Here is a 26319-nt window from a genome sequence, read left to right as displayed (position 1 = left end):
TACCTTTCAAGTCTAGCGATTGCTACAACGGAATGCATGACCGCAAAAGTTCCTTGCCGGCCACTGGGGGCTACCTTCCTGAGGGTGGGGGTGGAAGGGCCTGCCCGGGCCGGGTCCGGGGCAGGTGGGGATCGCCGCCAAGACCGCGCCGGTACTGCGGATCGAGGCCCGGCTGGACCCGGCCAGGACCCGGCTCCCGGCGGAGGCGAGGGCCCACGCCGAGCCGCACGGGGTGGCGGACCGGCTGGTCACGAGTCCCCCGCTCGAGGGTGGCGAGCGAACCAGGATCTCAGGGCAGGTTCGCCAGGTGGTCAGGAGTAGCGAGGAGCGCTTCGAGAAGAGTGGGGTGCTCTTTGTCGCCGATACGTAGATTCGGCAAAGGCACGTCGGCCAGCTCCAGGGGGAACGGGCGGTAGCCGAATTCCTTTTCGATCTGCTGCGCCAGTTTTTCCGCGTAGGGCTTTGCCTCGTCGGAGGGTGCGAAGGTGAGTTGTGGGCGGGTCCAGGTCTTGTCGGGCCGTAGCGTTTCCGTGGTGACGTAGACGAGATACAGCGGTGCGAGGATGCTCACCGCCCCAGCTACCCGCGTGATGAGTTGTCCACCCTCCGGAAGAGGACGCTTCAGATACACGCAGCAGCAGCGGCATGCCGAGTGGTATGGCGCCGTGGCGTCCCGGAAGTCCTGGCCGGTGAAATCTGCGCGTGTTTCCCTGATGAATGTCTTCCACTCCTTCCATGCCATGGCCTTCTCCCAAGCGTCCTGCCATCGCAGAAACTCTGGCGTTCGCTGATAGGCCGGCTCAGGTTCCTGGTCGTCATCCTCGTCCAGGGGAAATCCGAATGGGTAAAAGTAATGGGCAATGCGGCTGAGCTCCGCGGTCCTGGGGTCATTCAGCACCTCAGGGCCAGGAGTGGGCTTGGGGCGGTTCTTTTGGACTGGGCGTACCCTAGCCGGAGGAAAACGCAGCTCGAAGCTCCACGATACGCTTTCGGCTCCATGTGGCTTCATCTCAGTGGAGATAACGAGCGTGCGTGTCTCGCGATTCAGGACGACATCGAAGGCCCTGAGTTCATCGAGATACTTTCCATATACTCGTGGAATCTCCTCGTGTACCACTCGATGGAGAATCTCGGAGATCTGTCTGTCGTCCCTTGCGTCGATGACCTCATGCAGAGAGCTGTGCTCCTCGATGGGTCCGCAAGCAAGACCTTGGAGATGGCCCGCTAGATTGAGCTGAAACGCTCGCAGGCCTCGTGCCGCGCCAAGAACCGAGGGGAACGTCTGGATGGGCCTCTTCATGCCTCGGGGATTGACGACATGCACGGAGAGCGGCTTGAGGAGAGCTTTATATGGGCTATTCATCGCTGTGGAACGGAAGCCCGGAGGATACTCACTGCTTGCGCAGCAGGTACAGCGCTCCGGCGTAGTCGTCGCTGATGAGCAGCGCGCCGTCGGCGGTGACGGCCACGTCCACGGGGCGGCCCCACACGCTCTTGCCATCCGCCGACACCCAACCCGACACGAGGTCTATCTCCCGAGTCGGCTGGCCCGCCGCCGCATCCCAGGGGAAGTACGTCACCTTGTAGCCGGTGCGCTGTGTGCGGTTCCATGAGCCGTGGTAGGCCACCACGACTCCTGGAGTGTAGGGCTCGGGGAAGGCCGTGCCGTTGAGGAAGAGCATTCCCAACGGTGCCGAGTGCGCCTGGATGCCCTGGTCGAAGCGGTCCATCCCGCCGCAGTCCACGCTCCCGTCGCGGTTGAAGTCGTAATCCCGATCAAAGGGCATCTGCTCCAGACCGCTCGGTGTATCCGGGTTGGGATTGCAGAAGGGCCAACCGTAGTTGCCGCCCTCGCGCACCCGGGTGAGGCCCTCGGGCGGGTGGTTGTCCACGTACTCGGGAATCACCTTCCCGTACTTCCCGGTGCCGTCATCGTACGGGTAGGGGATGTTGTCTCGCGCGTTCACCGTCACCCAGAGCGTGTCGGTGCCGGGCACGAAGGCCAGTCCCTCGGCGTTGCGCAGGCCTCGTGCGAAGAGTTGCCCCGTGCCGCCCTCCGGCCCGTAGCGGTAGATGCTCGCGCGCACGGGAGTGCTCTGCGTGTCGGACAGACACGCGTTGCACGTGGACGCGATGGAGACGTAGAGCCTCCCCGTCGAGTCGACGGCGATGTTCTTCAATTCGTGTCCGTATTTGCCCTGCAGCTCGGGCAGGCTCGCGTCCGGCAGGCCACTCACGAGCACCGCGGCGTCGTGGCGCTGCGTCTCTCCCGCCTGCCAGGGCGAGCGTGTCACCCGATCCGTCTCGGAGACGTACACCCAAGTGGTGTCCTCGCGGGTGTGGAAGACGATGTCGTGCGGGCGGCTCAGGCCCGTGGCCCAGTCGAACACCTCGGGCGGCTGTCCCGTCCGCGGCCGCACCAACTTCACCGTGCCCTGGTCCGGCTGTGACACCAGCACGTCCCCGTTGGGCGCGACCGTCAGGAAGCGCGCCTCTGGCACCCGCGCGAAGACGGAGATGGCGAAGCCGGGCGGAACGGTGAGGGTGCGCGGCGAGTCGAACGGGGCGTCTCGCAGACCCTCGGGGACGCTCACCGGCACTTGCACGCTGGCTCCCGGTGGCGGCGTGCCAGCATCTGTCTGCCCCGCGTCTCCGGGCTCCGTGCTCGGGTCGGAGCCTGTTCCTCCATCGGTGGGTGCTCTCGAGGAATGGCTACACGCGGCGGCGGACAACCACAGCAACACAGCGATGGGGAGGAGCCAGTGGCGCATGCGGTTCAGGCTAACGAGGCACATTCCAGGGCTCCATGTCTCCCCACGCCGCTCCGTTGCCCACGCCACGAAGCGGACGGGCTATTGGGCCGTTTAGCGCTGGTGCCGGCCCCGGAAGTGGCGGTCGAGGTAGCTCTCCACCTCGGGTCCCCGCTCCATGCCGGCCGAGGCGGCGAGCAGGGCGTGCGCCCCGTCCACCACCGCGAGCGCCTCCTGGAGGGACACCTCGCCCTCCGAGAGCGCGGCGAAGAGGTTGCAGTGGTAGCGGCGGCAGCCCTCGGGACGCTCCGCGTAGGCGGTGCACCTCCGCCCCTCCAGCGCCGCGCAGCGCTGAGGGAGGATGGGCGTGCCGTCCTCGCGCTCCCTCACGGGCAGCCCGAGGGCCTTCAAGGGGCCAACCTCGGAGGGCCGGAGCGGGACGTGCGTGAAGAGGGTGCCGTCGCAGCACAGGCCACAGCGAAGGCAGAGCGTGGAGAGAGGCATGGGGCGCGGCTTCCGGGGAGCGAGGAGCCCCCTTGCTAGTGGTGGACGGCCTGCCGGGCAAGGGCCGCGCCGCGCGTCTCAGTCCTTCTTGTAGTAGTCCCGGTACGTGGGGACTTCCTCCAGGCGCGCGTCGCTGTAACCCCAGTGCTCGACATCCACGTTGTACTGCCCCTTGGCGATCAACATTCCCCGGCAGAGCTTCTTCTTCTCCGGCTCGTTGTGCTGGTCGCGGGCGCGCTCGAGCAGCTCGTCCCAGACCCAGCGCGGCACGTGGTCGCGCTGGCCCGGGTAGCTGAAGCGGTAGAACGTCAGGTGGGCCAGGAGCACCTCCCAGTACGGGTCGAACCGCATCATCAGGTGCTTCCAGTCCATCTGCTTGCCGCGGGCGAGGATGAGGTGGCTGATGTCCGTGCCGTCGAAGCGCTCGCGCTCGCAGACGAAGGCCTTGGACCAGATGATGTCCTCGGGTGGTGCCACCAGGATGGGCAGCCCGTGGATGACGCCCGGATGGGCCTCGTCAATCCAATGGTCGTCCACCACCGCCACGCCATTGCCCGAGCTGAAGATGAGGTCGGCGAAGTACTCGTCGTTGGCGTAGGCCTTGGCGATCCACACCGGGTCATGCATCCGCGTCTGGAAGCCCATGCTCCCCAGGGTCTCCATCGCGCGCTCCACGTGCTCGCGCTTGAGGAAGATGTCCAGGTCCTTGGTGTCCCGGTAGATGCCCGTGTAGAGGTGGAGCGCGTAGGCGCCCGCGACCACGAAGGGAATTTCCGCGTTCTTGAGCGTGCTCAGCGCGAGCAGGTGCGCGCCCCGCTCGATGGGGGGGCGCTGGTCCGCCTGCATCGGAGGTGGTGCCTTGCTCGGCTTCCGGGCCTGCTCGGAAGGTTCCTGGCTGCTGTCCTGTCCCGCAGGCGATTTGTCGGTGTCTGGAACGGTCATGGCACGCTCTCAAGGTCCTGGCAGGTAGGTTAGGACCGGAGGATGCCGGGAGCAGATGGGCGGACGGTGCTCCAGCCCGGCCGGCTGCTTCCCGGGCGAGTGGGAGGGAATCAGGTGGGGCCCGCCCAGAGCGCCATGCCTGGCTCCGAGCCGTTCACCTGGCGATCCGCGCGGTGATAGGCGCGGGCCCTGGAGGGGGCATCGACCTTCATCTGCTCCCCTCGAGGGCCATGGAGCTCCAGGTGGTAGCCCCGCTCCCTCTGGTTCTCGTTCACGATGCTCCAGCCCGCCTGCTTGATGTGCTTCTTGCACACGCGCTCACGTCCTCGCATGGGTCGACCGCCTCTCTGTTCGTCGCGGCCATGCTGGCCTGCGTCACGGAGGTTCAGGATTTGTCCGCCCGGGCGCCGCTGCATGCCATGACGGAAAGCCTCGGGCTTGGATGCCCGCCCATCGACCCGGCTCTGACGGGAGGCCTGGACGCCAGGTCTTCCACAGCGCGGGAGGGAGCGCCTCCCGGCATGTCCGCCGGGCCCTCCGGCGACGGGACCGCCCTGGCACGGGGTGATGGGGGAGGCCCATGGTGAAGTCGAGAGGGTATCGACCATGGCACTCCCCAAGCACGTAGATGACGCCGCCGACAGGCTGCACGAGGCCTTTGCCCGAATCGAGGAAGCGCGTGCCAGACCGACGAGCCAGGAGAGTCTGCGCGAGTGGCTGAGCGCGCTCACGGACTACGCCCAGGCGTTGATGGACCTGCACGAGTTCACCAACGAGTCGGTGCACGAGAAGCTGCACGTCCTGGCAGGCCTGCTCAACGCGGAGCCACTCCCGGAGGAGCCTCTCCGGGACCTCGCCTCCCGGCCGCAGCCGCCCCCAGGGCGCTGAGCTGCCTGCGTCACGCACTGCGCCGTGACGGCCCGCCGCCGGACGACCACTGGACACCCGGGTAGTGGAGGGGGCCTGCCCTCGCGCCAGGACCCTGCGCCCGGAGCTCGGAGCGTGGCGAGCAGTTTCGCCGTTTGCTTGCCCGATCGCGTTCTTTCCGCTGATGTTCCGCCCGTCTACCGGGCTTGCTGGCAGGAGTCAGAGGCTGGCTACCGGAGAACTCCACATTCCAGGTAGTACGGAGGGGGCTCATGAACCTCGATACCAGGGCGATACTCGCCTTGCTGGCGGTGTGCACCCTGCTTGGCGCGGCCAGGCCAGCGGCTGCACAGCCTGTCAGCCCATACAGGCGGTACAACAGCAGTCTGTTCCTCCATGACGACTTCAAGCTCTCCATCCAGAAGCAGTGGAGGGCGAGCGAGCCCGTGGCGGTGCGGACGACCGGGGCGTACCCGCAGCCCTCGAGCTCCTCCGCGGAGTCTCCCACCGTCTCGCCGATGCTGCTGCCGCTCTCGGTGTCGTCGTTCCGCACGGTGGGCAACCCCGTCATGCCCAAGCGGCTCGCGGCGAGCGTGACGGAGCTCGACGCGGACCACCGCCAGGAGCTCGAGGAGGCCCTGCTGGGGCTGCTGAAGAGCTACGAGCAGCTGCTGGATCGCAACGATGAGCAGCGGCTGAAGAACAACCTCGCCGGGGCCTTCAACTTCCTCTTCATGTCCTCCTACGCCGCGCTCAAGAACGGCCAGGAGCTGAGCGCCGGGCAGCAGGCGAACCTGCTGGAGCAGATCAACGCCAGCATCGCCATGGGGCTGAAGGAGCGGCGCCTGTCTGACCGCGAGAAGCAGGAGCTGTACGAGTCGGCGGTGCTCTCCGGCTCCATCATCCGTGGGCTCTACAACGAGGGGCGCGATAAGGGGCGCCCGGAGCAGCTGAAGCTGGCGCGCGAGCTGGCGGCGGAGCTGTTGGAGCAGCTGATGGGCATCACCCCCGACAAGGTGCGCGTCGACGGCAACGCGGTGCGAGTCGATTAATCGGAGGGTGGGTAGAACGCGAACGCGCCATAGCCCACCACCTCCTGCTTGTCTCCCGCCGTATCCCCCGAGCTGCGCAGGTCGAGCAACTCCGCGCGCAGGCCCCGGCGCCGCGCCACGAGCAGCAGCCCGTTGATGGCCGCGGCGCCACACGCGAAGTCGTCCTCGAGCGGACCCTGGAGCCGGAGGATCCGCTCGGCCGTCTCGCGGTCCACCTTCCGGGCGGTGTCGTAGGGCAGGTAGTGCGACAGGTCGGAGCTGATGATGGGCAGCACGTCCTCCGTCCAGAGCGCGTCGAGCACCTCGGCCACCTCCTCGGGCGGAGCGGTGCCCACCACGAGCGGGAGCACGTCGAAGTCCCCCAGGACGCGCTGGAGGAAGGGGAGCTGCACCTCGAGCGAGTGCTCCTTGCGGTGGGCCATGGAGGAGGCGGCGACGTAGCGCGTGGCCTCGGCCCGCTCGCGCAGGGTCCCATCCACGAGCACATCCCCCAGCGGCGTGCGCAGGGCATCCGCGTCCGGGTGGGCCAGCCCGTTGAGCAGGACGAAGTGGCAGGGTCCGAGCAGCAGGACATGCCGCACCCGCCCTCTCAACCCACGCAGGCAGGCATGGCCCCGCGCGGCCACCGGGCCCGAGTAGCTGTAGCCGGCATGGGGGACGATGAGCGCCACGGGGAGTGGGCTCGGACAGGCGGGGGCCTGCTCCAGCCAACGGTCCACCTGCTGGGCGAGGAGGGGGGCGGTGGCGGGATAGAAGGAACCCGCCACTGCGGGAGCGCGAACGCGAGCCATGGCCCTATACGGTTAGGGCCGCCGCGCGCTCAGCGCCAGGGGCGCGAGATGACGCAGGCGTTGATTCCGCCCACGCCCATGGAGAGCTTGCCGGCGCAGCCCTGCGGCGCGGCCACCGCCTTGTCGAAGACGTAGCGGGGGTGCACGCGGCCGATCTCCTTGTTGAGCTCCGTCTCGGTCAGCGGGGTGGGGAACACCTGGCCGCGCGCATAGCCGAGGTACTGGGCCGTCAGCTCCCAGCCGCCACCGGCGCTCATGCCGTGGCCGAAGGTGCCCTTGCGCGCCGTCACCAGCACCGTCTCGGGCAGCACCGCGCGCAGCGTCTCCATCTCCAGGTAGTCGCCCGGGGTGGCGGTGGCGTGCAGGTCCCAGCTTCCAATCTCCGACGGCGCCACGCCCGAGCTGCGCAGGGCCTCGTGGATGGCCACGGTGGGGCCCTCCTTCGAGGGCGTGATGATGTGGTCCGCGTCCGCGGTGACACCCACGGTGAGCGGCTCCATGCCCAGCGGCTTGAAGCCCTTGGCGGTGAAGTGCTCCAGGTCCCCGAGAATCCACACCACCGAGCCACCGGCCACGTGCGTGCCGCGCAGCGCGGTCAGCGGCTTGGACACGGCGCCGTCCGCGCTCACCACGCGCGCGTTGTAGAAGCCACCCACCACGAGCGGGTGCGGGGGCGGATCCGTCATCCCCATCACCACTGCCTTCGCATCGCCCCGGCGGATGGCGTCGATCGCCAGCTTCAGCCCGTAGCCGAACGAGGAGCACGCCGCCACCGGAGCGAACGTCATGCCGGTGAGCTTCCCCATCATGGAGATCTGCGAGGCGGGGGTGTTGTGGATGTTCCAGAGAATCTCGGCCGGCACCGCGTTCCAGGGCGGCTCGGGCGCGCCCCACTTCTTCTGCAGGCGCTGGTTGCGCGTGCGCTTCTCCTTGATGACGGCGAGCTTGGCGGCCTCCACGTTGGCGCCCTCGACGCCCAGGCCCTCAATCTCCTTCTGCTCGGCGAGGTACTCGCGCAGCTCGGGGGACTGGCCGGCCCAGTAGTGCCACCACGCCTCCTCGGCCACGTCCAGCTCGGCCTCGGGCACGGTGGAGGGCTCGGGGGGCAGGCCGGGCAGCGGCTCGCGCGTCTCCAGCCAGCGGCGCAGGGCGCTGTTGCGCTCGGGAGCCGCCCAGAACCGGTCCCACCGCCGCTGGGCGCGGTGCAGGCCCAGGGTGATGTCGTGGATGGTCGGCAGGTCTCCCAGGCCGGTGCCCACGTACACGTGGGCGCGAGGCCCCAGCGCCTGCATCTCCTGCTCCAGGCCCGGGTTCTGCCCCAGCGCCTGGATGAAGGCGCCGATCGCCATCTTCGTGGGCATCCCCATCTTCTTCTCGAGCTGGGGGAAGCGCGTGGCGGGGAAGCGCGCGTCGACCCACGGCTTGTACTCCGCGAAGTCGAACTCTGGATTGCCGACGAGGAAGTTGTTGGGACCAAAGCCCTCGAACGGGGAGAGCCAGCTCTCCGCCGATGCGAGGTTCTTCTCGAAGGCCTCGATGTTCCGGGACTTGGGCGCGACCACTCCCCACCCGAAGATTCCGACTCTGCGCACGTTGATACCCCTGATTGCTGATGGGCCGACGGTGCTCGCTCGGCCGCCGCCGCCTAGAGCGGCTCGATCTTCAGGTTGTCGAAGAACAGCTGGGACTCCCAGCTGGAGAACCCGAAGCGGTCATGACCCTTTCCCTCGAGTGGGAGCGGGTCATCGAACTCCATGAAGGGCTTGCCGTCGATGGACCAGCGTAGCAGCGAGCCCCTGCGCTCGATACGCCAGTGATAGGTGCGGCCGATCTCCACCGGATAGGGCCGCGCCTCCACGCGCATGTGCGTGTCCTTGCGGAAGACGCCCGTCTCCACCAGGCCCGCGCCCTTGCCGCCGTTCTGCTCGGCCACGCGCCGCGCCTGCCGCTGCAGCGCGTCCAGCGGGGTGCCGTGCTCGTCCAGCCGCGCGATGATGGACAGCGAGTTGTTCCACCCGCCGTGAATGAAGACGTACCCGGAGGCGTGATCCGTGCCGTCGCCGAAGAGCTCCACCTTGATGTCGCCCTCCTGGGACTCGGAGCGCACGTCGAACTCGACGGCCACGTCGCGCGGCAGCTTCGCCTGGAGCCACAGGGGGTTGTTCTTCACGCCGGGAGACAGCAGCTGCCCGTTCACCACGCGCCAGTGGCCACCGGTGGAGAAGAAGTCGCGCTTCACCACGCCCGGGTCCGAGAAGTCCTGGCTGTAGGGCACGCTCGTGGTGGTGTCAGCCTCACCCCGGAAGAGGGCGTAGTGGATGAGCGGGAACTGGATGCAGAGGATGACGGCGGCGAGCACCACCCACCCCCGGCGCGACAGTCCCTCGGGCTTCTTCCAGGCGACCGGGGCACCGGCCTCGGCGTCCTCGGAGGGAGCGCCGTGCGTCTCGGGGCTGGGGGGCTCCCGGGACTCGAGGTTCTTCTCCTTGTGTCTGGCCTGGCCCATCGGTGTCGCTCGTCCCCAAGGGGGGTAGGGGGGGCGCGGAATCTACGCGTGGCCCCGGTGGAGGTAAAGGTCGAGCGAGGTCGCCTACTTGCCGCCTCGGGAAGCCGTCCAGCGCTTCTCCAGGGCCTTCTGCTCGGCCATGCGCGTCTTCAACCGCTGACGCTCGGCGTGCTGGCGCTCGGCCTCCTCGGGCGAGGGGCGCACGGCGATCTGATAGACGCTGCCGGCGATCGCGAAGAGGCCCGCGGCGATGATGAGGCCCCAGGGCTGGCTGGCCATGGCGGTGACGAGCCCGCCGAACTGGTGCAGGGCCGCCATGGCGCCGATGACGAGCAGCCATCCCCCCAGGATGGAGGCGAGGATGGAGGCCACGTGCCGGTGCAGCACCGCGGCCACCACGCCGCCGAGGATGAGGCCCGGCCCGAAGCCAACGAGGTAGTCGTTGGGCCCGGCGATCTCCCCGCCGAGCAGACCCACGGGGATGCCCACGCCCAGGTAGACGATGGCCGGCGGGAAGATGAAGCCCAGCACGGTGAGCACCACGGCGACGACGGAGGACAGGCGCGGGTCCATGCCGGTGATGCCGAACTTCGCGAGCAGCACGCCCGTCCAGCCCAGGCCGATGAGCGCGCCCATGGGTCCGGCGAGCAGGCGGAAGAGCCGGCCACCGCCGAAGAGCAGCAGCGCGAGCCCTACCACGCAGCTCACGATGCCGGCCCACATGGGCATCAACCGGTAGATGGCCACCCAGCCGGCGGGGTTGAAGGTCTGGTAGGCCTTGAGGGCCTCGAGGTACGCGTCCATGACGGAGCCCCCCTAGTAGCGCGTGGCGGCGAGCACCACGAGCAACACGAGGATGAAGGCGGCCAGGGCCGCGAAACCATAGAGAGCAACAGGGGTGGTGCTTCGGCGCAACAACTCCTCGGCCTGGACCCTGTCCTCCGGACTGGGACTGTCCGCCAGGAGGCGCTCGGCCGCGAGCCGCGCGGCCACCACGTCCCCCGACTCCTTGAGCTTCCATGCCGCCTGCATCCGGGGGGAGGCAGGATCCTTCGGCGTCTGTCCGCCTTTCGCCATGGGGCCCCTCTATAGCGGGGAATGCAAGGGCGCGTCGACGGTATATAGAACCCCCATGCCCGCGCGCCCCCTCAGCCGTCGACACCTCTTGCTCGGGAGCGCGGCGCTCGTCCCGCTGCTCGCTGGACGCGCGTCCGCCTTCGGAGAGAAGAGCCGCTTCATCCCCGCCGTAGCCCGCCATGGCGGCCGCTGGGACGCCCGACTGTCGGGACTCAGACGGATTGCCTGGGAGCTGCAGCGGCGCACCTCGGTGGACGTGGTGCCGGATGCCCGCCCCTTCTCCCTCTCCAGCCCGGACCTCTTCGAGTACCCCTTCCTGTACCTGGGAGGGGAGGGGGGCTTTCCGCCCTTCAGCGACGCGGAGGTGGAGAACCTGCGGCGCTACCTCACCTTCGGGGGCTTCCTCCTGGCAGACGCCAACGATGGAAGTGACGGGAGCGGCTTCGACGCCAGCTTCCGCCGCGAGCTGGCGCGCGTGCTGCCGCAGAGCCCGCTCACCCCGGTGCCCTCCAGCCACGTCGTCTTCAAGAGCTTCTTCCTGCTGGACTCGGCGCCGGGCCGGCTGCTCAACAAGCCACAGATGCTGTCGGCCAACCTCGGCAAGCGCGCGGCGGTGATGTACTCGCAGAACGACCTGGCGGGTGCTTGGAGCCGCAGCGAGGCGGGGGACTACGAGTTCGACGTCTCCCCGGGGGGCGAGCCCCAGCGCGAGCTGGCCGTGCGGCTGGGCGTGAACCTGTGCATGTACGCCCTCTGCTTGGACTACAAGGACGACGCCGTCCACCTGCCGCTCATCCTCAACAAGCGTCGCTGACGTAAGGCCCCTGGCTCACTTCATGGACACCACTCCCTTCAATGCCTGGAAGCTCGTCAGCCTCTCGCCGCTGCCCATGTGGGCGCTGGTGCTGATGGGCGTGGGCGTGGCGTTCGGAGTGGGGCTGGCGGCGTGGGGCGTGCGGCGCGAGCCGGCGCGGCTGCGGCGCTGGTCCCTGTGGGCGCTGCGCGCGGGCGCGGGCCTGGCGGCGCTCTTCTTCCTGCTGGAGCCCGGCATCCGCAACCTCCAGGTGGCGCGGATGAAGAACCGGCTGGCGGTGCTGGTGGACCGCTCGGCTTCCATGAACTTTCCGGTGGAGCCGGGAGGCATGACGCGCTCGGCGCAGGCGGCCGCCTTCCTGGAGAAGGCCGCGTCGGGGCTGGCGGGCTTGCAGGACCGGTACACGGTGGAGGTGTACGGCTTCGACCCGGAGCTGGCGCCCACCTCGGCCGAGGCGCTCGCGAAGGAACCGGCGCGCGCGGGCACGTCGGACCTGCTGTCGGCGCTGCGCTCGGCGGCTGCGGGAGCGCAAGGCGCGAAGAAGCTGGGCGGCGTCCTCCTGGTGAGCGACGGCGCGGACAACGTGGAGTTGGCGGGTGGAGCGGTGGGCCGGGCTCGCGCGGCGCTGGCGGATCTGAACGTGCCGGTGTCCACCTTCCTCGTGGGCAAGGAGGCGCTGAAGGACCTGGCCGTCGAGCGGGTGAAGGTGGATGACTTCGCCTTCGTGCGCAACTCCATCACCGTGGAGGTGGAGGTGCACGGGCGGGGCTTCTCCGGACAGGACGTGCCGGTGGTGCTCAAGCAGGAAGGGAAGGTGGTGGCGAGCAAGTCGGTGCGCTTCGAGTCCTCGGACGACGTGAAACCGGTGGGCTTCACCTTCACGCCGGACCAGACGGGGCGCTTCGTCTACACGGTGAGCATGCCCGTCTATCCGGACGAGGCGGTGGGGGACAACAACACCCGCTCCTTCGTGCTGAAGGTGATTCGAGACCGAGTGCGCGTGCTGCTGGTGGTGGGCCGGCCCTCGTGGGACGAGCGCTTCCTGCGCGGACTGTTGCGCCAGGACGCGAACGTGGACCTGGTGTCCTTCTACATCCTGCGGACGATGTCGGATGATCCGGGGGTGGTGAGCCAGGAGCGCGAGCTGTCGCTGATTCCCTTCCCGATGGAGGAGATCTTCGACACGAAGCTGGACACCTTCGACGTCGTCATCTTCCAGAACTTCGGTTACACGGACCAGTCGCTGTCCATCGCCCAGTACGAGCGCAACCTGGAGCGCTACGTGCACAACGGTGGGGCGCTGGTGATGATTGGCGGAGACAGCGTGCTGGGCGAGGGCCGCGCGAACATGCCCACGCTGTACGAGTCGCTGCCGGTGGAGGGAGCGGGCCCGGCGAATCCGGAGCCCTTCAAGGCGCGCCTGACGCCCGAGGGCATGCGTCACCCGGTGACGGCGATGGCGTCGGGAGGGGCGAGCACGGAGGCGGCGTGGGCGGAGCTGCCGGCGATTCCGGGGGCGAACCTGACGAGGGCGAAGCCGGGAGCGACGGTGCTGATGGATCACCCGTTCATGACGACGGACGGGAAGAACGCGCCGCTGGTGGCGGTGTGGGACTACGGGCGGGGCCGGTCGATGGTGGTGGCCACGGACGCGACCTGGTACTGGGCCTTCACGGCACACAAGGAGGGCTCGCCGAGCCGCACGTATGACCGGTTCTGGGGCAACGCGCTGCGCTGGCTGGTGCGAGACCCGGACCTGACGACGCTGAACGTGACAGCGGACCCGCCGTCGGTGGAACCGGGCAAGCCGGTGGGAGTGGTGGTGTCCTCGAGGACGTCGGACTACCAGCCGGCGCAGGACGCGCAGGTGCGGGTGGAACTGGTGTCGGTGGACACGCAGAAGCCGGTGGCGGTGCAGACAGGGCAGACGGGGCCGGACGGAGTGGTGCGGCTGGAGTTCGCGCCGCCGGCACCGGGCCCGTACAAGCTGGTGGCCACGGCGAAGAAGGGCGAGACGGACCTGGGGAAGGGCGAGGATGCGGTGGCGGTGCGAGCGGTAGGCCCGGAGCTGTCGGACGCATCGGTGCGGCCGGAGCTGATGGAGCAGATCGCGAAGTACACGGGAGGCAAGGCGTTCCGGCTGCCGATGAGTGGGTTGCCGGATGACGTGCCGCTGTTGGATCCACCGGTGGTGGAGGTGGGCCGGGCGAAGGACAGGCCGCTGTGGGACCGTTGGTACTACCTGGTGGCGCTGGTGGGGCTGCTGGGCGCCGAGTGGTTCCTGCGCCGCCGCTTCGGGTACGTGTGAAGCACCACACCTCTTCCCTCGGGAGAGGGGCAGGGGAGGGTATTAGAAGGACTCGGCTTCGATTCCCGCTTCATCCCAGCCCCGAGGCTGTGCATCGCGCGCTTGGCGGACGCCCAACAAGCCGCTCATGCAGCGCAGGTGCTCTCGAGCAGTCGGCGAGCTAGCGGTGGTCAGGGGGAGCCGTAATTCATGCGGACTCTGGGCGTCTGGGTCTTCCCCTCACCTGCCGGGTATACGCCGGCACGGTGAGCAAGCGCCGGACATGGTGCAACGCCGCAGGTGTCGGTAGGCCACTCGATGAAGCCTTAGCTGGGCTAGAAGGGCTCAATGGGCGTCGGGACAACAGTACAGGCTCTAGCATCCATCACCGACGAGGGGCTGTTTGAGCGTCTTGCAACGGCGATCCTGCGGGAAGCCAGTCCGCTTTACGCGTCGCTCGCACACCCGGGCGTCAACGCCGCAGGCAGGACCGTCAAAGCGCCGCTGGACGGAATCTGCTTCATCCCTGGCTCCGCGCCCCCGCACCTCATCGCAGTCCATCATACGATCACCGCGTGCAAGGATTTGGAAAAGAAGTGGCTCCACGACCCCGCGACGGTGACGCCTCGCAAAGGCCCGCGACCGAATGCACCGCCCGGAGACGTTGTCAAGACAGCTACCATCCTCGCGGAGGAGCGGAAGCGGACGCCGGACCTTCGTGCCACGCTAGTTCTGACGACCAATGAAGAACCCGGCGAAGCGCTCATACGAACCGTCGAGGCGGCCGCGCGTGCGCGCGGCATAGAAATCGATCTCTGGTCTCGCTCAAGGCTGGCGCACTTCCTCGATCACCGACCAGCGGGCCAATGGCTCCGCCGGTCCTTTTTGCAGATCGAGCAAGAGCTGCTCTCGCCCGAATTGCTTCATGAGCTTTCGAGGAAAAGCTTGGAGGTTCATCGCCCTCCGGACAACGCCAAAGCCTGGATCCCACGCGCTCTCGATACTACGCTTGAGCATGCTCTCCGCCGGAACGTGAGCTTCCTGGTGGCGGGCTCTGGGCTGGGCAAGTCGGTGGCTTGCCACCGGAAGCTTGCCGCCCATGTGGAAGCCGGCGGTTTTGGGATTGTCGTTCCGCACGACGTCGTCGCCTCAGCCTTGACGCTCGACCAGGCAGTTACGATGGCGTTGCGCCAACTCCACCCTTTTCGGGTCACAGTGGAGGAGGCGACCTCGTCCCTCTGGTCCCCCGAGCGGCCGCTGCTCGTGGTCGTCGAGGACATCAATCGGTCGGGTCAGACGCAGGCCTTGGTGGAGAAAATTGCGGGGTGGAGCCAATCACAGGCGGCGGCGAAGGGCCAGGACGGATCGGCGTCCCATTTGCGCCTCGTGTGCCCCCTTTGGCCGGAGGTCCTAGCCTCCCTGGAGGCTCAGACCCGAAAGCGCATCGAGCCACTGCTCGTATTTGGCGGCGGCTTCTCTGCGCGCGAGGGGCGCGAAGCCGTCCTCGCACGGGCGCGGCTCGCCGGCCGAGAACTGAGTGCATTGAGTGCCGAGTCGATCTCACGCGCGCTGGGACATGATCCACTCCTCATTGCGCTCCACGACTTCGGCGCAACGCCCGAGCCAGAGCGGGTGATCGGTCAGTTCGTCGACGCTGCCCTGGCTCGCACTGCCGCCGCGGAGAGGGATTATCCTGCGGCCGACTACCTCGACGCGCTACGCGCGCTCGCGGGAGAGATGCTCGCGCGGCGCGAAATCGAACTTGTCTGGCGGCAGGTCAAGGGCTGGGCGGGGGTACAGGGCGACCGCCTACACTTGCTAGGCCGCCTTGCGCATGAGGGGACCCTGCTCCGTTTGACGGGCCCATCCGCCGCTCAACGGCTCTCGTTCCGGCATGATCGGGTGCGCGACTGGCTTCTTACCGATGCGGTGGCCGACCTCGAATCCCAGAATCTCCTGCAGCAGGATGTGGTCGCTGAACCCTATTTCGCGGAAGTAATGGGCGCGGTCCTCGCAAGCAGGCAGACGAAGCCCAGCTTCCTGGAAAGTGTTGCGGAGGCGAATCCACTCGCACTTTTCCACGCGCTTCGGCTGTTTGGAGAACCCTCGCTGCCTCATCACCGTGCGGTCGTTCAGGCGCTTGATCGATGGCTCGAAAGTCCGTCCATACATGAACTGGCCAATCGTCACTTGCGGCAGGAAGCTTTGGCTGCGCTGGCCGAAACGGACTCGCGCAGGGTTCCTGAGCTTGTCCGGAAGCTCCGAGAGCGAACCTTGAACGGCTACCTCGCGCGGCTGCGCAACGGCGATCTGTCCGGCGGTATTGAGCTTTGCATCGAGCTCGAACCTGGGACAAGCGCACCTTGGCGCGACATCCAGATCGAGCATGCAAAGCTCCGCTTTGGGGCGAAGCTGGGCACCGTGCTAGCCGAATTCCTGCGGCGCGAGGATTTGGACGCTCCAGCGAGGATCGGAGCTCTGCGGTTGGCCGGGCATATCGGTGATCCCAGCTTGGCTTATGCCGTTGAAGTCTGCTGGAACGCCGACGCCGAGCGAGGTGGCCACCTCGCCGACTATCTTTGGGCGTTCGGGCAGTGTTGCGAAGATGATCCGGCGCGCTTCCTGGGGCCGGTCTGTGACGCCTGGGCGGCGCTTTCGGATGAAGAAAAGGAAGATCTGCCTTCGCCTCGCGACGATCTGGCTGCTGACCACCTTCGTTGGGCGTTCCGCAGGTGGCCGCCTGTCGCCGCGCTCGACTACTTTGTTCAGCGAGGAAGGCAGGACGAGCTGAGATGGCCGATCACCTACATGCTGCACAGTATAGACCATCCGACGGCGGTGTTGTTTGTAGTTCAGGAACTGGCGAGCATCCAACGGAGCCTGGAGGGAACGGACTCGTTTTCCCACTTTGTGTCCAGTGCGAGCGACGAATGGCGCCGCGCCCAGTCTGCTCTTGACCTCCATACACTTTGGGATGCGTGCAACAACCAAGGCTGGTTTGCCACTCGCCGGGAACTCCTGGACGGCCGGTTGCAGCCGCCCTTCACGGCGTATCTGTGGGATGCTGCGCGCCCTGCTGACGAACTCGACAAGATGGCCGCCGAGCAGCGCCCGTCCTGGATTGATAATTTCCTGAAAACTGACGTCCTATGGAGTGAAGTTTTGGGTACGCTCGTGGCTTGGCTGGATGCGCGGCGGTCGCTCACGGCGCTGCAGATTGTAGCCATGGCGCTCAAATACAGGGGAACACGAGAGGATCTGCGGTTGCTCAGGATCTATGAGGGCATGCCGGAGGAGGTCGCCAGACAGCTGATCACTGATGCCGAGTTTGCGGTCCGGCGGCGAACAATCCACTAATACTACGAGGTCAGAGGCGGGGTAGGTCGAGCGGGGGGGCGCGAGCGGAGATGGGGCGCATTCGGAGGGGGCAATAGCCGATGCGACACAGCAGCAGGTGCTGCAAGACGCCTACGCACCTGAGGCAACGTCCACTGCATTCTGCGCAGGGGGAAACGCGCTCGACGGAGCGCGAGGAAGCCGTGGGCGACAGCACAGAGGGTGGCGTGGTGGTGGAAGCCGCGCCAGGTGTGGCCCTCGAAATGGTCGAGCTCCACCTCCTGCTTCATTTCCTGGTAGTCGCGCTCCACCCGCTAGCGCAGTTTTGCTGGCGCACCAGGGTCCGTTTGGGAGTGTTCGCCGATAGAGAAGAGAGCCAATACTTCGTTGGAGCCTTCTCTCCCTTGGGCCACTCGCACAGCAGCCATTCCTCCTCACCGGGAGGCTGGTAATGAACACGCCTCTCCGCTGTGCGCACGCGGGCGGCGGCGGCGCGGGATGACTGCCGGCCTCGACTCCCCTTAGCCCAGCTCTCCTGGTGCCATTGCTCCTCGGGTAGCTCAACAGCCAGTTCCTCAATGCTCCAGGGCTCCACGCCCCCTTCGGCCACGTAACGGGTGCTGGGGCGACCTCTCTTGCCTGGGGGGTCTCAATCCGATGAGGGACAACCCCCGGCGGCCACACCTTGTGAGTGCTCTGCACTCCCACCACGTAGGGCAGCCCACGCCGGGTGAGCTCCTCGCGAAACTCCCGGCAGTCACCGTAGCCTGCGTCGGCTAGTGCCACATACGGCCGCACGCCCCACTCGAGCGCGTCGTCCACCAGATGGAGTGCAATCTCCCACTTGCGCTCGAAGCGGACGTCCTTCGGCTGTTACCGCGCAGCTTAGTTCGAGTTTCGCACTTTTTAGTGACGCTCAAGCAGCGGCCTTCAAGGAGCCGGGAAAGAGCAGGAGGAGGTTTTGTCGACCCTGTTTGCCATTCGACTCACCTCCGGGTCGACGCCGAACCCAGCCACCTCCTGCGCTCCCAACACTCCGGGCAGGAACATCAGCACGAGGCCTATCCGGTTCGTCATCTCCAAGGATCTCTAATGGCGGCCACTTGGATAGGGCGGCAACGCTGAAGGCCAATCCGCACAAGGTGGCTCGGCGCGCAAGTAGGTCTCCCCGCACAGCACCTTCCCCGGCAGGTTCAGCGCTTCAGCCTGGGCATGAGCCCAACCTGCAACTGCGGCGCGCTCACCAGGCGCGAGGTGCAGGGCGATCTCTCGCAGAGCTTTGATCGTCAATTCGTTGAGAGCAATTTGCTCCAGGACTAGCGCATCTGAGTTCATGTCAAGGCCCAGTTTGCGCTCTTCTTGGGAGACTGGGGGCGCCAGACGCCGCAGTTCAGCATCCAGCCAATCCACGCGCCCCCCGTCGACCTGGCGGGCAATCTCCGGCAATAAGGGTACAAGCGCTGGTGGGGGCGGTACCGAAGCGAAGGGAGGAGGTTCTGGAGTCGCATGCCGCAGGACCATTCCCCAGAACGTGAGGGCGTTCTTGGTCGCGCGAGAGACCAGGTGACACCGGGCCCAGCGTTCGAATGAGGCAGCGGTATCCCTCCCCAACTGGTTTTCAATGCGCTGCAATGCTTTCGTGACCACCGCTTCGGTGATCAAGCGGTTGCGGCCCTCCTTGTCAGCTGCGCGGGCGGTCTCTAATAACAGCGCGTCGTAATCAGCCTGGGCCTGGTCATGAACCGATGCCATGAACTCCGAATGCTGGCTCATGCCTTCCGGTAGCCCGAGAATAGGAAACAGCTCCTTTGCCCACTGGAGTGATGGTAATGAGAGCGCTTTGAGCCAGTCGAGCACTTGTTCGGTGGCCCCGATAGCATGGGTTGTCATATGAGCTCTAAACGGGTGCTCATGATCCTTGAGCAGGCCGACGTGCTGGCGGTCGGAAATTCGTTGTTGTTATCTCCGCCGTGATGCCGAGGAGAAGCAGTAGCGTTGCAGCTTGCTGCACGGACAGGCCGGCAAGCGTTAGCTTTGAGACGGGTTCGGGATCGAGAACCGCAACGGCGACGATGACCACGAGCGCTGTCGAAACACCAAGGATCTTGAGTGCCTTCACGATTCTTTCCGTGCTCGGTCCATTGGATTGAGTTGTCGGTGCTGGAGCCAGGCTCAGAGTAGGTGCCGGAGCCGGGGCCGAAACTGGGGACAACCCAACTGACGCAGCGGCCGGTGCGGACTTGGGCCTGGGCTGGCTCGGCGCTTGCTCAGCCGCCCACATCGCAGCAAGTTGAATGATTTGGAACCTCTCTTGGGGGAGCCCTGATCCCCCATCGCCGTTGCAGCCATTTCTGGGGTTGTTCCATTGTTGGAGCAGCTTGCTGAGGCCGGTCTGCTGCTCATTGTATTGGTCGACATGGCCGTCCCAGGAACCTTTACCGTCGGGATGGGGGGTGCTTTTCGACCTGTATTTGTTGTAGAGATTTTCTTTGTCCTGCAGCAAGTCTTCGTGCCGCCCAAGCAAGCCACGGTGCATATCAATCCCGGTGAGCGTGACACCACCGAGGATATTCGTCGCCGACCCAAAGAGAAAACTCATGATCTTGCCCAAGATCTCGGTGCACTTCGGGCTTGGCCCGCTGGGCAAGGTTCCCGCCATCGCGAGTTGCACCTGGTCAGGCCTGGCGCGACCAGAGGCATCCGCAAACCGAGTGGGTAGTGCCTTGGTTGATTGACCGACGTCTATGGCGTCAACCAAGACATCGACATGCCTCTCGTTGGTTCCCACATGTGAGTGTGCGCCTGCCTGCTGGTGGGCGGCGCAACCGACAAGCAGGAAAGCGGCCAAGACAGAGTCGCCCAATAGAGGTGCAGAACGCATGATGGAGCCCTCCGGGGAGATGAGGACGCAGGGGGGCTCAGTATACTGCTTGCCGCCACGAGTCCCCTGAAGCCTGAATGAGAAGGAGGATGCGGCCAGCGTTCATTGTGTCCAGTTGTTAGCGGCTTCTCTGTCCCGAGAGTCGAGCCAGAGGGGTCGTATTCTCCTCCATGTCGTGCCTATCCTCCACCGTGGAGATGAACCGCGCCAAGGGCGACCCGACGAAGCGCGGCGCGCGGCGGTAGACTGCACGGTCGCCGGACCCGGGTGGCTGTCCCGTGTCAGTCGAGCATCGAGTTCCGGTGGGCCCGGAGCTGTCGGACGCATCGGTGCGGCCAGAGCTCCACACCTCTTCCGCTTCATCCCAGCCCCGAGGCTGTGCATCGCGAGCTTGGCAGGTGCCCACCTGGGCTGTGCTCCAGGCCGGTGGACAGGCCGTGCAGTCCCATCCGGGCACACGCCTGCACAGCTCGCGGAAGCCCGCGTCGTCGAAGCTGCTGGCGTACGTGAAGGCGTCCTTCCTCGGCCCCGCTGCTCTAGCCCTCACCCTCCACTGGGCCTCCTTCCCTTCATGCTTCTCCCTGACAGGTCCTACCCAGGGGCAACCACCGACTCTACATTTACTGGAAGGGGGTTGCTTGCCCGATGCTGGACTGGGCAACCAGCCATTGAGCTCATGACGACAACCAGTACAGAGCTCCGAAAGTTCGTCGCGCCCGAGATCGTCTACGGCCCGGGAGCGAGATGTCTGGTCGGCCGCTATGCGCGCAACCTCGGAGCGACCCGGGTTCTGGTCGTGTCCGATCCCGGCGTGGTCCTGGCGGGCTGGCTTCGGGATGTCTTCTCGTCGCTGGAGCAAGAGGGGGTGCGCTACCACCTCTTCTCGGACGTGAGCCCCAACCCCCGGGCCCAAGAGGTACATCGAGGAGTCCAGGTCTACCTGCAGGAGCACTGTGACGCCCTCGTGGCGGTCGGGGGCGGGAGCCCCATGGATTGCACGAAGGGAATTGGCATCGTCCTGGCCAACAAGGAGAACATCCTCACGTTCGAGGGCGTGGATCGGATCTCCAGGCCCATCCCTCCGCTCGTCTGCGTCCCGACGACCGCGGGGAGCTCGGCGGATGTCTCCCAGTTCGCGATCATCACGGACACAAGCCGTCGTCTGAAGATCTCGATCATCAGCAAGTCAATCGTCCCCGATATCTCGCTCGTCGACTACGACACCACGAGGACGCTCACCCCCTTCCTCATCGCCTGCTGCGGCATGGATGCCTTCGTGCACGGGATTGAGTCCTTCGTCTCGAATGCTCACTCGAAACTCACGGATGTGTATGCGCTCGCGGCCATCTCGCTCATCTGGAACAACCTGCCAGCGGCCATGGAAAGCCCCCTCAACGAGGCTGCTCGCCATCAGTTGATGGAAGGCAGCCTCGAGGCCGGGCTCGCCTTTTCGAACACCTCACTCGGTGCAGTCCATGCCATGGCTCATGCCCTGGGGGGGCTCATCGACAACCCTCACGGTGAAGCAAACACCCTCCTCATCGACCACGTGGTGGCCTTCAACTACGAGGCGGCATCCGAGCGCTTCGACCTCATCGCGGAGAGGATGGGGCTCGAGCCCACCCGACTCGCACCGAGCAGGCGCAAGGAGGCCCTTCTCTCCGCGATCCGGCAACTCAAGCGCAGCTCGGGCCTCGCGCTGAGACTGCGGGACAAGGGAGTCTCTCGCTCCGATATTCCCTTCCTCGCTCGGAATGCCCTAGCGGACCCCTGCATGGCCACGAACCCACGTCGCTTGACACTCCGCGACGTGGAGGTGCTGTATGAGCAAGCCTTTTGATGAAGCTCCAGAGGAGCCTGTGACCTGGGAGTCCCTGCGAGACGCCATCATCGGACTCGGTGAGCGCTCGATTCGCAAGAGCTACTACGGCATGCTGCAGGAGCACCTCACGGAACTTGCCCGCTTCCGGACCCTGCTCGACGAGACCCAGGAAGCCATCATCGTCACGGAGTTGCCCACCTTCCGCGTCGTGGATGCCAACCGGAAGGGGTTGTGGATGCTCGGTGCCTCCAGCACCGCCCAGCTCTGCCAGCCGCTCGAATCCTTCTTTGCCTTGGACGAGTGGCGCGTGCTCGAGGCGTGCGTCCATCCGAGCCAGAGTGAGCCCAGGCCGGGCCCGGGGCTGCTGTCGCTCGAGCGGGAGGGCGAAGAACGAGTGCTCGAGCTCTCCATCCGCCAGGATACGTTCGGCCAGCGCGAATACCTGGTCATCATCGCCCGCGATGTCACGGAGAGGATGAGAATCGAGCAGGAACTCCGTCGGGCGAAGGAGGAGGCGGAGGCAGCGGCTCGAGCGAAAGCACAGTTCCTCGGCATCGCGTCCCATGAGCTTCGCACCCCACTCACCTCCCTGCTGCTCCTGCTTCAGCAGGGGGCCCGGCGGACCGGGCAGGAGTCTTGCGGAGGCGAGCTGCTCAGCCGGATGCTCCGCCTGGCCCGTCGGCTTGCCATCCTGGTAGAGGATCTGCTCGAGGTCTCCCGCCTTGAGCACGATCGGATTGTCATGAGGCCCACGCACATCGACCTGCGAACGAGCGTGGCCGATGTGGTGACGGACTTCCGCACCCGCGCGCCCGACCGGCATTTCAGTCTCCGACTGCCTTCGGAGCCGGCGTACGTCGAGGCGGACACCACCCGTGTCGTGCAAGTGCTCTCGAATCTCCTGGAGAACGCTGACAAGTACTCACGCGAAGGAGCTCCCGTCGAGGTCCGTCTCGAGATGATGGAAGGGATTGCTCGCGTGTGGGTGAGCGACCAGGGGCCGGGCATCCCCGAGGAGCAACGTGCCCTGCTCTTCACACCATTCGGACGCCTCAGGGAAGTAGGACAGGACTCACCGGGGCTCGGACTGGGTCTCTACATTTCCCGCCAGCTCGCCGAGCTCCAGGGAGGGCAGCTGCGTCTGGAACCCGCGGACGGTAGAGGCACGACCTTCACCTTCTCCCTGCCACTCGTCTCCAGACCGGACCGGGGGGCTACTGACCACGAGCGCGCACCTCGCCCGGCCGACGGCGAGATGATGATGAGCGCATCCCACTCTGGGAGTGACCTCGAGGAGACGAAGCGCCGCTACCCTCCTGTGCCCCTTGCCCATCGCCAGGGTTCGTGAGTTCCCTCCAGTGGGGGCAGATCCGATATCCTCGAGAACCTTTAGGAGGAAGGTAGGGACATGAATCTCTTCAAGATGCTCCAGGCAGTCAGCACCCGGGTAACTCCCGAGAACTGCAAGGTGCACCTGGCCACACACAACGGGACGGATAACCCGTTGGATGTCTACTACTCTGGCGAATTCGACAAGTGGCAAAGCTGGCAGCAGCAGCGCAATTTCACTCGCGACCACGTCGTCTCACTCATCCAGCTTCCGGGCGACTGCAGATGGCTCTTCGTGGGCTGCTATCTGAAGCATGGGCATGCGGTGCAAGACGGTGAAGGGTTCTCCTACAATTTGGAGTTCCTGGACGGGTACCGGGAGCTCGCCGGGCGCCTCATCGTGCGCTTCGAGCGTCCTGGCCGCCAGCCCTACATCTACGGGGAAAGAGCACTCACAGCGTCAGTTGCCGAGCTTTTGGCGCAACGCATGTCTGTCTCAGAGTTCGCCGGGTTCAAAAATGTCCGCCTGCCTTTCGGTCACCTCGAGACCATCGTGCGGACGCAGGAACCGACATGGCGGGGCGCGCTCTCTAGCGTCGCCGGCATCTACATCATCACCGATCCGGGAGCGAACAAGTTCTACGTGGGCAGCGCCTATGGGATCGGTGGCATTTGGGGCCGCTGGAGTCAATACGTCGACGGCCACGGCAACAACAAGATGCTCAAAGAGCTCGTTCAAGCGGAGGGCATCAAGCGCGCAGAGCACTTTTGGTTCTCGATCCTAGAGATCGCCGACATCCAAACAGATCCAAAGGATGTCATCGCGCGCGAGAACCACTGGAAGGAGGTGCTGCTGACTCGGCAGGCGGGATACAACGCGTCGGAGGGGAGCAGGGGTGCTAGAGCAGACGGTGAGGCTGAGGTCGAACCTGCGGAGTCTGTTCCCTCCAACTAACAAGGGAGGTGCCTGTGGCGACTGGGTTTGCCCTCGCCGATCCGTGTCAGGCGGCGCTCCACTTCAAGGCGCGCTGCGAGGCGCCTTGGAGAAGGAGGCGAAGCCCTCCGAGAAGGCGCAGGACAACTTCACCGACCCGCAATCGAGAATCATGCCGCGGGGAGGCAACTTCCAGCAGTCCTACAACGCACAGGTGGCGGTGGATGCGGACACGCAACTGATAGTGGCGCAGCAGGTGGGGCAGAGCGCCAGCGATGCACGCCAGCTAACACCCATGGAAGAGCAGGTAGAGAGCAACCGTCCCTGGGTCATACGGCTCCACCCCGGGGTCTCAGCCCGCGGCTCCGGGCTCGAAGCGCGCGAGGAAGACCTTGAACTGCAGCGAGACGAAGATCGGACGCGGCGCCACCAGTCCGGTCTGGGCGAACATCGCGAACAGGGCGGCATCGGACTCGATGGGCCGCATCACCGCGAAGTGCTGACGCCGACGCTCCAGCGCGTCCGGGGGCACTCCATACGCCCGCAACCGCCGCAGCTCCACGTTCGTCAGCTCGGGGTCCTTGCCGACGCGGCAGCCCAGGACGAGGGGCGCTCCGGGTTTGAGCCGCCGGGCCACCTCTCGCAGCAGCTCGAGGCGGGCCTCCTCGCCCTCTACATGGTGCAGGACCCCCATCATCTGTGCGCCGTCGAATGGGGGTCCGGGAGGCAGGGTGTGCAGCTCGCCCACGTGCAGGTGTGTGCGCGAGAGCATTCCCTCGGCCTCCAGGCGCTGGCGGGCGACGGCGAGCATGGCGTCGGAGGGATCCACGCCCGTGAAGCGCCAGCCCGGTACGTCGAATCGGGTGTAGGGCACCAACTCCGCACCCGTGCCCAGTCCCACGAAGAGCAGCGACGCCGTGTCCTGGCCGTCGAGTTGGGCAGTCAGCGCGCTGGTGCCGATCTCGTACGCCGCCTGGCTGCCGGCGAGGTTGACGGACGCCTGGGTGTCGTAGTGGGCGGCTCGGTCGGCGCCAAAGCCCGGCACGATGTGGTGGACGGAGTGAGCGGGGTGTTCGTGAGCCATGACGTGTCCTCTGGAGGCCTGCTGGAGGTAGGCGATTGGACCTGAAGATGCGTCGGGACCTTGATGAATGGGAGAGCGGGGATTCAGGCTGGATCGGCGGAAATTCCGGTCCCGCCCGCGGAGCCAGAGCTTCCATGACCGGCCGGGCATTCGCTCGGCGATTGGGCTCGTGGTACCCACAGGCATCGCGAGCAGAATCGAGAGGGTAATGGCGCGCAAAGGATCGTGGCTGACGCTGGCGGTGTTGCTTCTGGGGAGCATTCAGGCACAGGCGCAGGAGGCGCCGGGCCCTCATGACCGGGCCGAGGCCGTGAAGATCATCGCGGAGCTCCGAAAGATCGTGGCGCCCGAGGGGCTGGAGCGCACCGAGAAGCTCCGCATCGGAGGCATCGACCAATGGGTCTCGGTCCGCAGCCGCGACCTGCGCAATCCGGTGCTGCTCGTGCTCCATGGCGGCCCCGGTTGGGTGGCGATGCCGACGAGCTGGTATTTCGCGCACGGCTGGGACGAATTCTTCACCGTCATCCAGTGGGACCAGCGCGGCGCGGGCAAGACGTATGTCGCGAACGATCCGGCCACGGTCGCCCCGACGCTCACGGTCGAGCGGATGCATGCCGATGCCGAGGAGCTCGTCAAATGGGCGCGCAAGACCTTTGGCAAGGAGAAGATCTTCGTCCTCGGCCATAGCTGGGGCAGCATCCTTGGGCTCACCCTCGCGGAGAGGCACCCCGAATGGCTCCACGCCTATATCGGCGTCGCCCAGGGCATCGACGCGCGGGAGAGCGAGCGGCGCGGCTGGGCCTGGACGATGGAACAGGCGCGCGCGGCGAAGAACGAAGAGGCGATCCGCGACCTCGACTCGATCGCGCCCTATGCCGTTGGCGAGAAGCCGTTGCCGGTGAAGGACATCCTGCTCCAGCGCCGCTGGCTCAATTTCTTCGGAGGTGCCGCCTATCGGCGTCCCGATGCGAGCTTCGAGGGCGCGGCGGTGAATCTGTCGCCTGACTACACCGACGAGGAGGTGCGCCAGGTCTGGACGGCGCAGGAGCTCTCGGTCGAGAGGCTCCTGTCCGCGGTACTGACGGCGGACCTGCAGCATGTGAAGCGGCTGAAGACGCAGCTGATCCTGTTCCTCGGACGTCACGACTACAATCTCTCGGCGACGGTTGCCGCCGAGTGGTTCGCGAGCGTCAAGGCGCCGTCGAAGCAGCTCGTCTGGTTCGAGCAGTCGGCGCACGAACTGATGGCCGAGGAGCCGGGCAAGGCGTTGCTCTCACTCATCCGCCATGCCCGCCCGATTGCCGAACGCGCCGGCGATGTCGCGCCCGCCAGCGCCCGATAGA

Annotated in this window: 23 protein-coding genes; 9 read left to right on the top strand and 14 right to left on the bottom strand. The window is 66.2% G+C overall.

Annotated elements, in window-relative coordinates; translation table 11 throughout:
* Positions 1 to 289 precede the first annotated feature (289 nt).
* The 5 genes from DAT35_RS58065 to DAT35_RS09765 all read right to left on the bottom strand — a co-directional run bounded on the left by DAT35_RS58065 (position 290) and on the right by DAT35_RS09765 (position 4528).
* Positions 290 to 1300, bottom strand: coding sequence for a hypothetical protein (locus DAT35_RS58065; protein ID WP_146209654.1), 1011 nt, complete (start codon positions 1298 to 1300; stop codon positions 290 to 292).
* A 91-nt stretch (positions 1301 to 1391) separates the two neighbouring features.
* Complete coding sequence (locus DAT35_RS09780) at positions 1392 to 2795, bottom strand: sorbosone dehydrogenase family protein (protein ID WP_233261392.1); 1404 nt, start codon at positions 2793 to 2795, stop codon at positions 1392 to 1394.
* A 69-nt stretch (positions 2796 to 2864) separates the two neighbouring features.
* A complete protein-coding gene (locus DAT35_RS09775; RefSeq protein WP_108066671.1) occupies positions 2865 to 3254 on the bottom strand; it encodes a YkgJ family cysteine cluster protein in 390 nt (129 codons plus the stop codon).
* Between the two features lie 78 nt (positions 3255 to 3332).
* On the bottom strand, positions 3333 to 4196 hold the full coding sequence (locus DAT35_RS09770; protein WP_108066670.1) for a nucleotidyltransferase: 864 nt from the start codon (positions 4194 to 4196) through the stop codon (positions 3333 to 3335).
* Positions 4197 to 4306: 110 nt separating this feature from the next.
* Positions 4307 to 4528 carry a hypothetical protein gene (locus DAT35_RS09765; protein ID WP_108066669.1) on the bottom strand — a complete coding sequence of 74 codons (222 nt, stop codon included), beginning with the start codon at positions 4526 to 4528 and terminating at the stop codon, positions 4307 to 4309.
* 274 nt (positions 4529 to 4802) lie between these two features.
* Between DAT35_RS09765 and DAT35_RS09760 the strand changes: the two genes are divergently transcribed.
* Positions 4803 to 5084, top strand: coding sequence for a hypothetical protein (locus DAT35_RS09760; RefSeq protein WP_108066668.1), 282 nt, complete (start codon positions 4803 to 4805; stop codon positions 5082 to 5084).
* Positions 5085 to 5335: 251 nt separating this feature from the next.
* Positions 5336 to 6115 carry a DUF6683 family protein gene (locus DAT35_RS09755; protein WP_108066667.1) on the top strand — a complete coding sequence of 260 codons (780 nt, stop codon included), beginning with the start codon at positions 5336 to 5338 and terminating at the stop codon, positions 6113 to 6115.
* Here DAT35_RS09755 and amrB read toward each other — a convergent pair.
* The 5 genes from amrB to DAT35_RS09730 form a co-directional block, all read right to left on the bottom strand.
* A complete protein-coding gene (gene amrB, locus DAT35_RS09750) occupies positions 6112 to 6906 on the bottom strand; it encodes an AmmeMemoRadiSam system protein B (RefSeq protein ID WP_108066666.1) in 795 nt (264 codons plus the stop codon). The genes DAT35_RS09755 and amrB overlap by 4 nt on opposite strands.
* A gap of 29 nt (positions 6907 to 6935) precedes the next feature.
* Entirely contained in the window at positions 6936 to 8498 is a 1563-nt protein-coding gene (locus DAT35_RS09745) for a beta-ketoacyl synthase N-terminal-like domain-containing protein (RefSeq protein ID WP_108066665.1), read from the bottom strand.
* Between the two features lie 53 nt (positions 8499 to 8551).
* Entirely contained in the window at positions 8552 to 9412 is an 861-nt protein-coding gene (locus tag DAT35_RS09740; protein ID WP_108066664.1) for a hypothetical protein, read from the bottom strand.
* A gap of 84 nt (positions 9413 to 9496) precedes the next feature.
* On the bottom strand, positions 9497 to 10216 hold the full coding sequence (locus DAT35_RS09735) for a hypothetical protein (RefSeq protein WP_108066663.1): 720 nt from the start codon (positions 10214 to 10216) through the stop codon (positions 9497 to 9499).
* Between the two features lie 12 nt (positions 10217 to 10228).
* Positions 10229 to 10489 carry a molecular chaperone DnaJ gene (locus tag DAT35_RS09730; RefSeq protein WP_108066662.1) on the bottom strand — a complete coding sequence of 87 codons (261 nt, stop codon included), beginning with the start codon at positions 10487 to 10489 and terminating at the stop codon, positions 10229 to 10231.
* 55 nt (positions 10490 to 10544) lie between these two features.
* Between DAT35_RS09730 and DAT35_RS09725 the strand changes: the two genes are divergently transcribed.
* The 3 genes from DAT35_RS09725 (at position 10545) to DAT35_RS09715 (ending at position 16947) form a co-directional block, all read left to right on the top strand.
* Positions 10545 to 11303: a DUF4159 domain-containing protein gene (locus tag DAT35_RS09725; protein ID WP_108066661.1), complete on the top strand. Its 759-nt coding sequence runs from the start codon at positions 10545 to 10547 to the stop codon at positions 11301 to 11303.
* A gap of 22 nt (positions 11304 to 11325) precedes the next feature.
* Positions 11326 to 13611 carry a glutamine amidotransferase gene (locus tag DAT35_RS09720; protein WP_108066660.1) on the top strand — a complete coding sequence of 762 codons (2286 nt, stop codon included), beginning with the start codon at positions 11326 to 11328 and terminating at the stop codon, positions 13609 to 13611.
* A 327-nt stretch (positions 13612 to 13938) separates the two neighbouring features.
* Positions 13939 to 16947: a hypothetical protein gene (locus DAT35_RS09715; RefSeq protein ID WP_108066659.1), complete on the top strand. Its 3009-nt coding sequence runs from the start codon at positions 13939 to 13941 to the stop codon at positions 16945 to 16947.
* 111 nt (positions 16948 to 17058) lie between these two features.
* Here the strand turns inward: DAT35_RS09715 and DAT35_RS09710 are convergent, their stop codons facing one another.
* The 3 genes from DAT35_RS09710 to DAT35_RS58060 form a co-directional block, all read right to left on the bottom strand.
* The gene (locus DAT35_RS09710) at positions 17059 to 17748 is read right to left on the bottom strand and encodes a transposase (RefSeq protein WP_233261391.1); all 690 of its coding nucleotides are present in this window, start codon (positions 17746 to 17748) and stop codon (positions 17059 to 17061) included.
* Positions 17749 to 18015: 267 nt separating this feature from the next.
* A complete protein-coding gene (locus DAT35_RS09705; RefSeq protein WP_146209653.1) occupies positions 18016 to 18816 on the bottom strand; it encodes a hypothetical protein in 801 nt (266 codons plus the stop codon).
* A 19-nt stretch (positions 18817 to 18835) separates the two neighbouring features.
* On the bottom strand, positions 18836 to 19807 hold the full coding sequence (locus DAT35_RS58060) for a hypothetical protein (protein ID WP_146209652.1): 972 nt from the start codon (positions 19805 to 19807) through the stop codon (positions 18836 to 18838).
* Between the two features lie 676 nt (positions 19808 to 20483).
* Here DAT35_RS58060 and ercA point away from each other — a divergent pair.
* The 3 genes from ercA to DAT35_RS09690 are packed head-to-tail and all read left to right on the top strand — an operon-like array spanning position 20484 to position 23913.
* Positions 20484 to 21647 (top strand): alcohol dehydrogenase-like regulatory protein ErcA, encoded by a 1164-nt coding sequence (gene ercA, locus DAT35_RS09700; RefSeq protein ID WP_108066656.1) that lies wholly within the window; start codon positions 20484 to 20486, stop codon positions 21645 to 21647.
* Positions 21631 to 22977: a HAMP domain-containing sensor histidine kinase gene (locus tag DAT35_RS09695; RefSeq protein WP_108066655.1), complete on the top strand. Its 1347-nt coding sequence runs from the start codon at positions 21631 to 21633 to the stop codon at positions 22975 to 22977. The genes ercA and DAT35_RS09695 overlap by 17 nt, the downstream gene beginning before the upstream one ends.
* Positions 22978 to 23037: 60 nt before the next feature.
* Entirely contained in the window at positions 23038 to 23913 is an 876-nt protein-coding gene (locus DAT35_RS09690; RefSeq protein ID WP_108066654.1) for a GIY-YIG nuclease family protein, read from the top strand.
* 331 nt (positions 23914 to 24244) lie between these two features.
* Here the strand turns inward: DAT35_RS09690 and DAT35_RS09685 are convergent, their stop codons facing one another.
* Entirely contained in the window at positions 24245 to 24976 is a 732-nt protein-coding gene (locus DAT35_RS09685) for a class I SAM-dependent methyltransferase (RefSeq protein ID WP_199242857.1), read from the bottom strand.
* A gap of 208 nt (positions 24977 to 25184) precedes the next feature.
* Here DAT35_RS09685 and DAT35_RS09680 point away from each other — a divergent pair, with 208 nt between their 5' ends.
* Positions 25185 to 26318: an alpha/beta hydrolase gene (locus DAT35_RS09680; protein ID WP_199242856.1), complete on the top strand. Its 1134-nt coding sequence runs from the start codon at positions 25185 to 25187 to the stop codon at positions 26316 to 26318.
* Position 26319 lies beyond the last annotated feature (1 nt).

The sequence above is a fragment of the Vitiosangium sp. GDMCC 1.1324 genome (assembly GCF_003044305.1).
GTDB lineage: Bacteria > Myxococcota > Myxococcia > Myxococcales > Myxococcaceae > Archangium.
This window is presented reverse-complemented; position numbering and strand designations above follow the sequence as displayed.

What these genes read in the sequence shown, in the direction of transcription:
- DAT35_RS58065 (WP_146209654.1), bottom strand. Translation starts at nt 1,300, where the DNA reads ATGAAGAGGCCCATCCAGACGTTCCCCTCGGTTCTTGGCGCGGCACGA.
- DAT35_RS09780 (WP_233261392.1), bottom strand. Translation starts at nt 2,795, where the DNA reads ATGTGCCTCGTTAGCCTGAACCGCATGCGCCACTGGCTCCTCCCCATC.
- DAT35_RS09775 (WP_108066671.1), bottom strand. Translation starts at nt 3,254, where the DNA reads ATGCCTCTCTCCACGCTCTGCCTTCGCTGTGGCCTGTGCTGCGACGGC.
- DAT35_RS09770 (WP_108066670.1), bottom strand. Translation starts at nt 4,196, where the DNA reads ATGACCGTTCCAGACACCGACAAATCGCCTGCGGGACAGGACAGCAGC.
- DAT35_RS09765 (WP_108066669.1), bottom strand. Translation starts at nt 4,528, where the DNA reads ATGCGAGGACGTGAGCGCGTGTGCAAGAAGCACATCAAGCAGGCGGGC.
- DAT35_RS09760 (WP_108066668.1), top strand. Translation starts at nt 4,803, where the DNA reads ATGGCACTCCCCAAGCACGTAGATGACGCCGCCGACAGGCTGCACGAG.
- DAT35_RS09755 (WP_108066667.1), top strand. Translation starts at nt 5,336, where the DNA reads ATGAACCTCGATACCAGGGCGATACTCGCCTTGCTGGCGGTGTGCACC.
- amrB (WP_108066666.1), bottom strand. Translation starts at nt 6,906, where the DNA reads ATGGCTCGCGTTCGCGCTCCCGCAGTGGCGGGTTCCTTCTATCCCGCC.
- DAT35_RS09740 (WP_108066664.1), bottom strand. Translation starts at nt 9,412, where the DNA reads ATGGGCCAGGCCAGACACAAGGAGAAGAACCTCGAGTCCCGGGAGCCC.
- DAT35_RS09735 (WP_108066663.1), bottom strand. Translation starts at nt 10,216, where the DNA reads ATGGACGCGTACCTCGAGGCCCTCAAGGCCTACCAGACCTTCAACCCC.
- DAT35_RS09730 (WP_108066662.1), bottom strand. Translation starts at nt 10,489, where the DNA reads ATGGCGAAAGGCGGACAGACGCCGAAGGATCCTGCCTCCCCCCGGATG.
- DAT35_RS09725 (WP_108066661.1), top strand. Translation starts at nt 10,545, where the DNA reads ATGCCCGCGCGCCCCCTCAGCCGTCGACACCTCTTGCTCGGGAGCGCG.
- DAT35_RS09720 (WP_108066660.1), top strand. Translation starts at nt 11,326, where the DNA reads ATGGACACCACTCCCTTCAATGCCTGGAAGCTCGTCAGCCTCTCGCCG.
- DAT35_RS09715 (WP_108066659.1), top strand. Translation starts at nt 13,939, where the DNA reads ATGGGCGTCGGGACAACAGTACAGGCTCTAGCATCCATCACCGACGAG.
- DAT35_RS09705 (WP_146209653.1), bottom strand. Translation starts at nt 18,816, where the DNA reads ATGACAACCCATGCTATCGGGGCCACCGAACAAGTGCTCGACTGGCTC.
- DAT35_RS58060 (WP_146209652.1), bottom strand. Translation starts at nt 19,807, where the DNA reads ATGCGTTCTGCACCTCTATTGGGCGACTCTGTCTTGGCCGCTTTCCTG.
- ercA (WP_108066656.1), top strand. Translation starts at nt 20,484, where the DNA reads ATGACGACAACCAGTACAGAGCTCCGAAAGTTCGTCGCGCCCGAGATC.
- DAT35_RS09695 (WP_108066655.1), top strand. Translation starts at nt 21,631, where the DNA reads ATGAGCAAGCCTTTTGATGAAGCTCCAGAGGAGCCTGTGACCTGGGAG.
- DAT35_RS09690 (WP_108066654.1), top strand. Translation starts at nt 23,038, where the DNA reads ATGAATCTCTTCAAGATGCTCCAGGCAGTCAGCACCCGGGTAACTCCC.
- DAT35_RS09685 (WP_199242857.1), bottom strand. Translation starts at nt 24,976, where the DNA reads ATGGCTCACGAACACCCCGCTCACTCCGTCCACCACATCGTGCCGGGC.
- DAT35_RS09680 (WP_199242856.1), top strand. Translation starts at nt 25,185, where the DNA reads ATGGCGCGCAAAGGATCGTGGCTGACGCTGGCGGTGTTGCTTCTGGGG.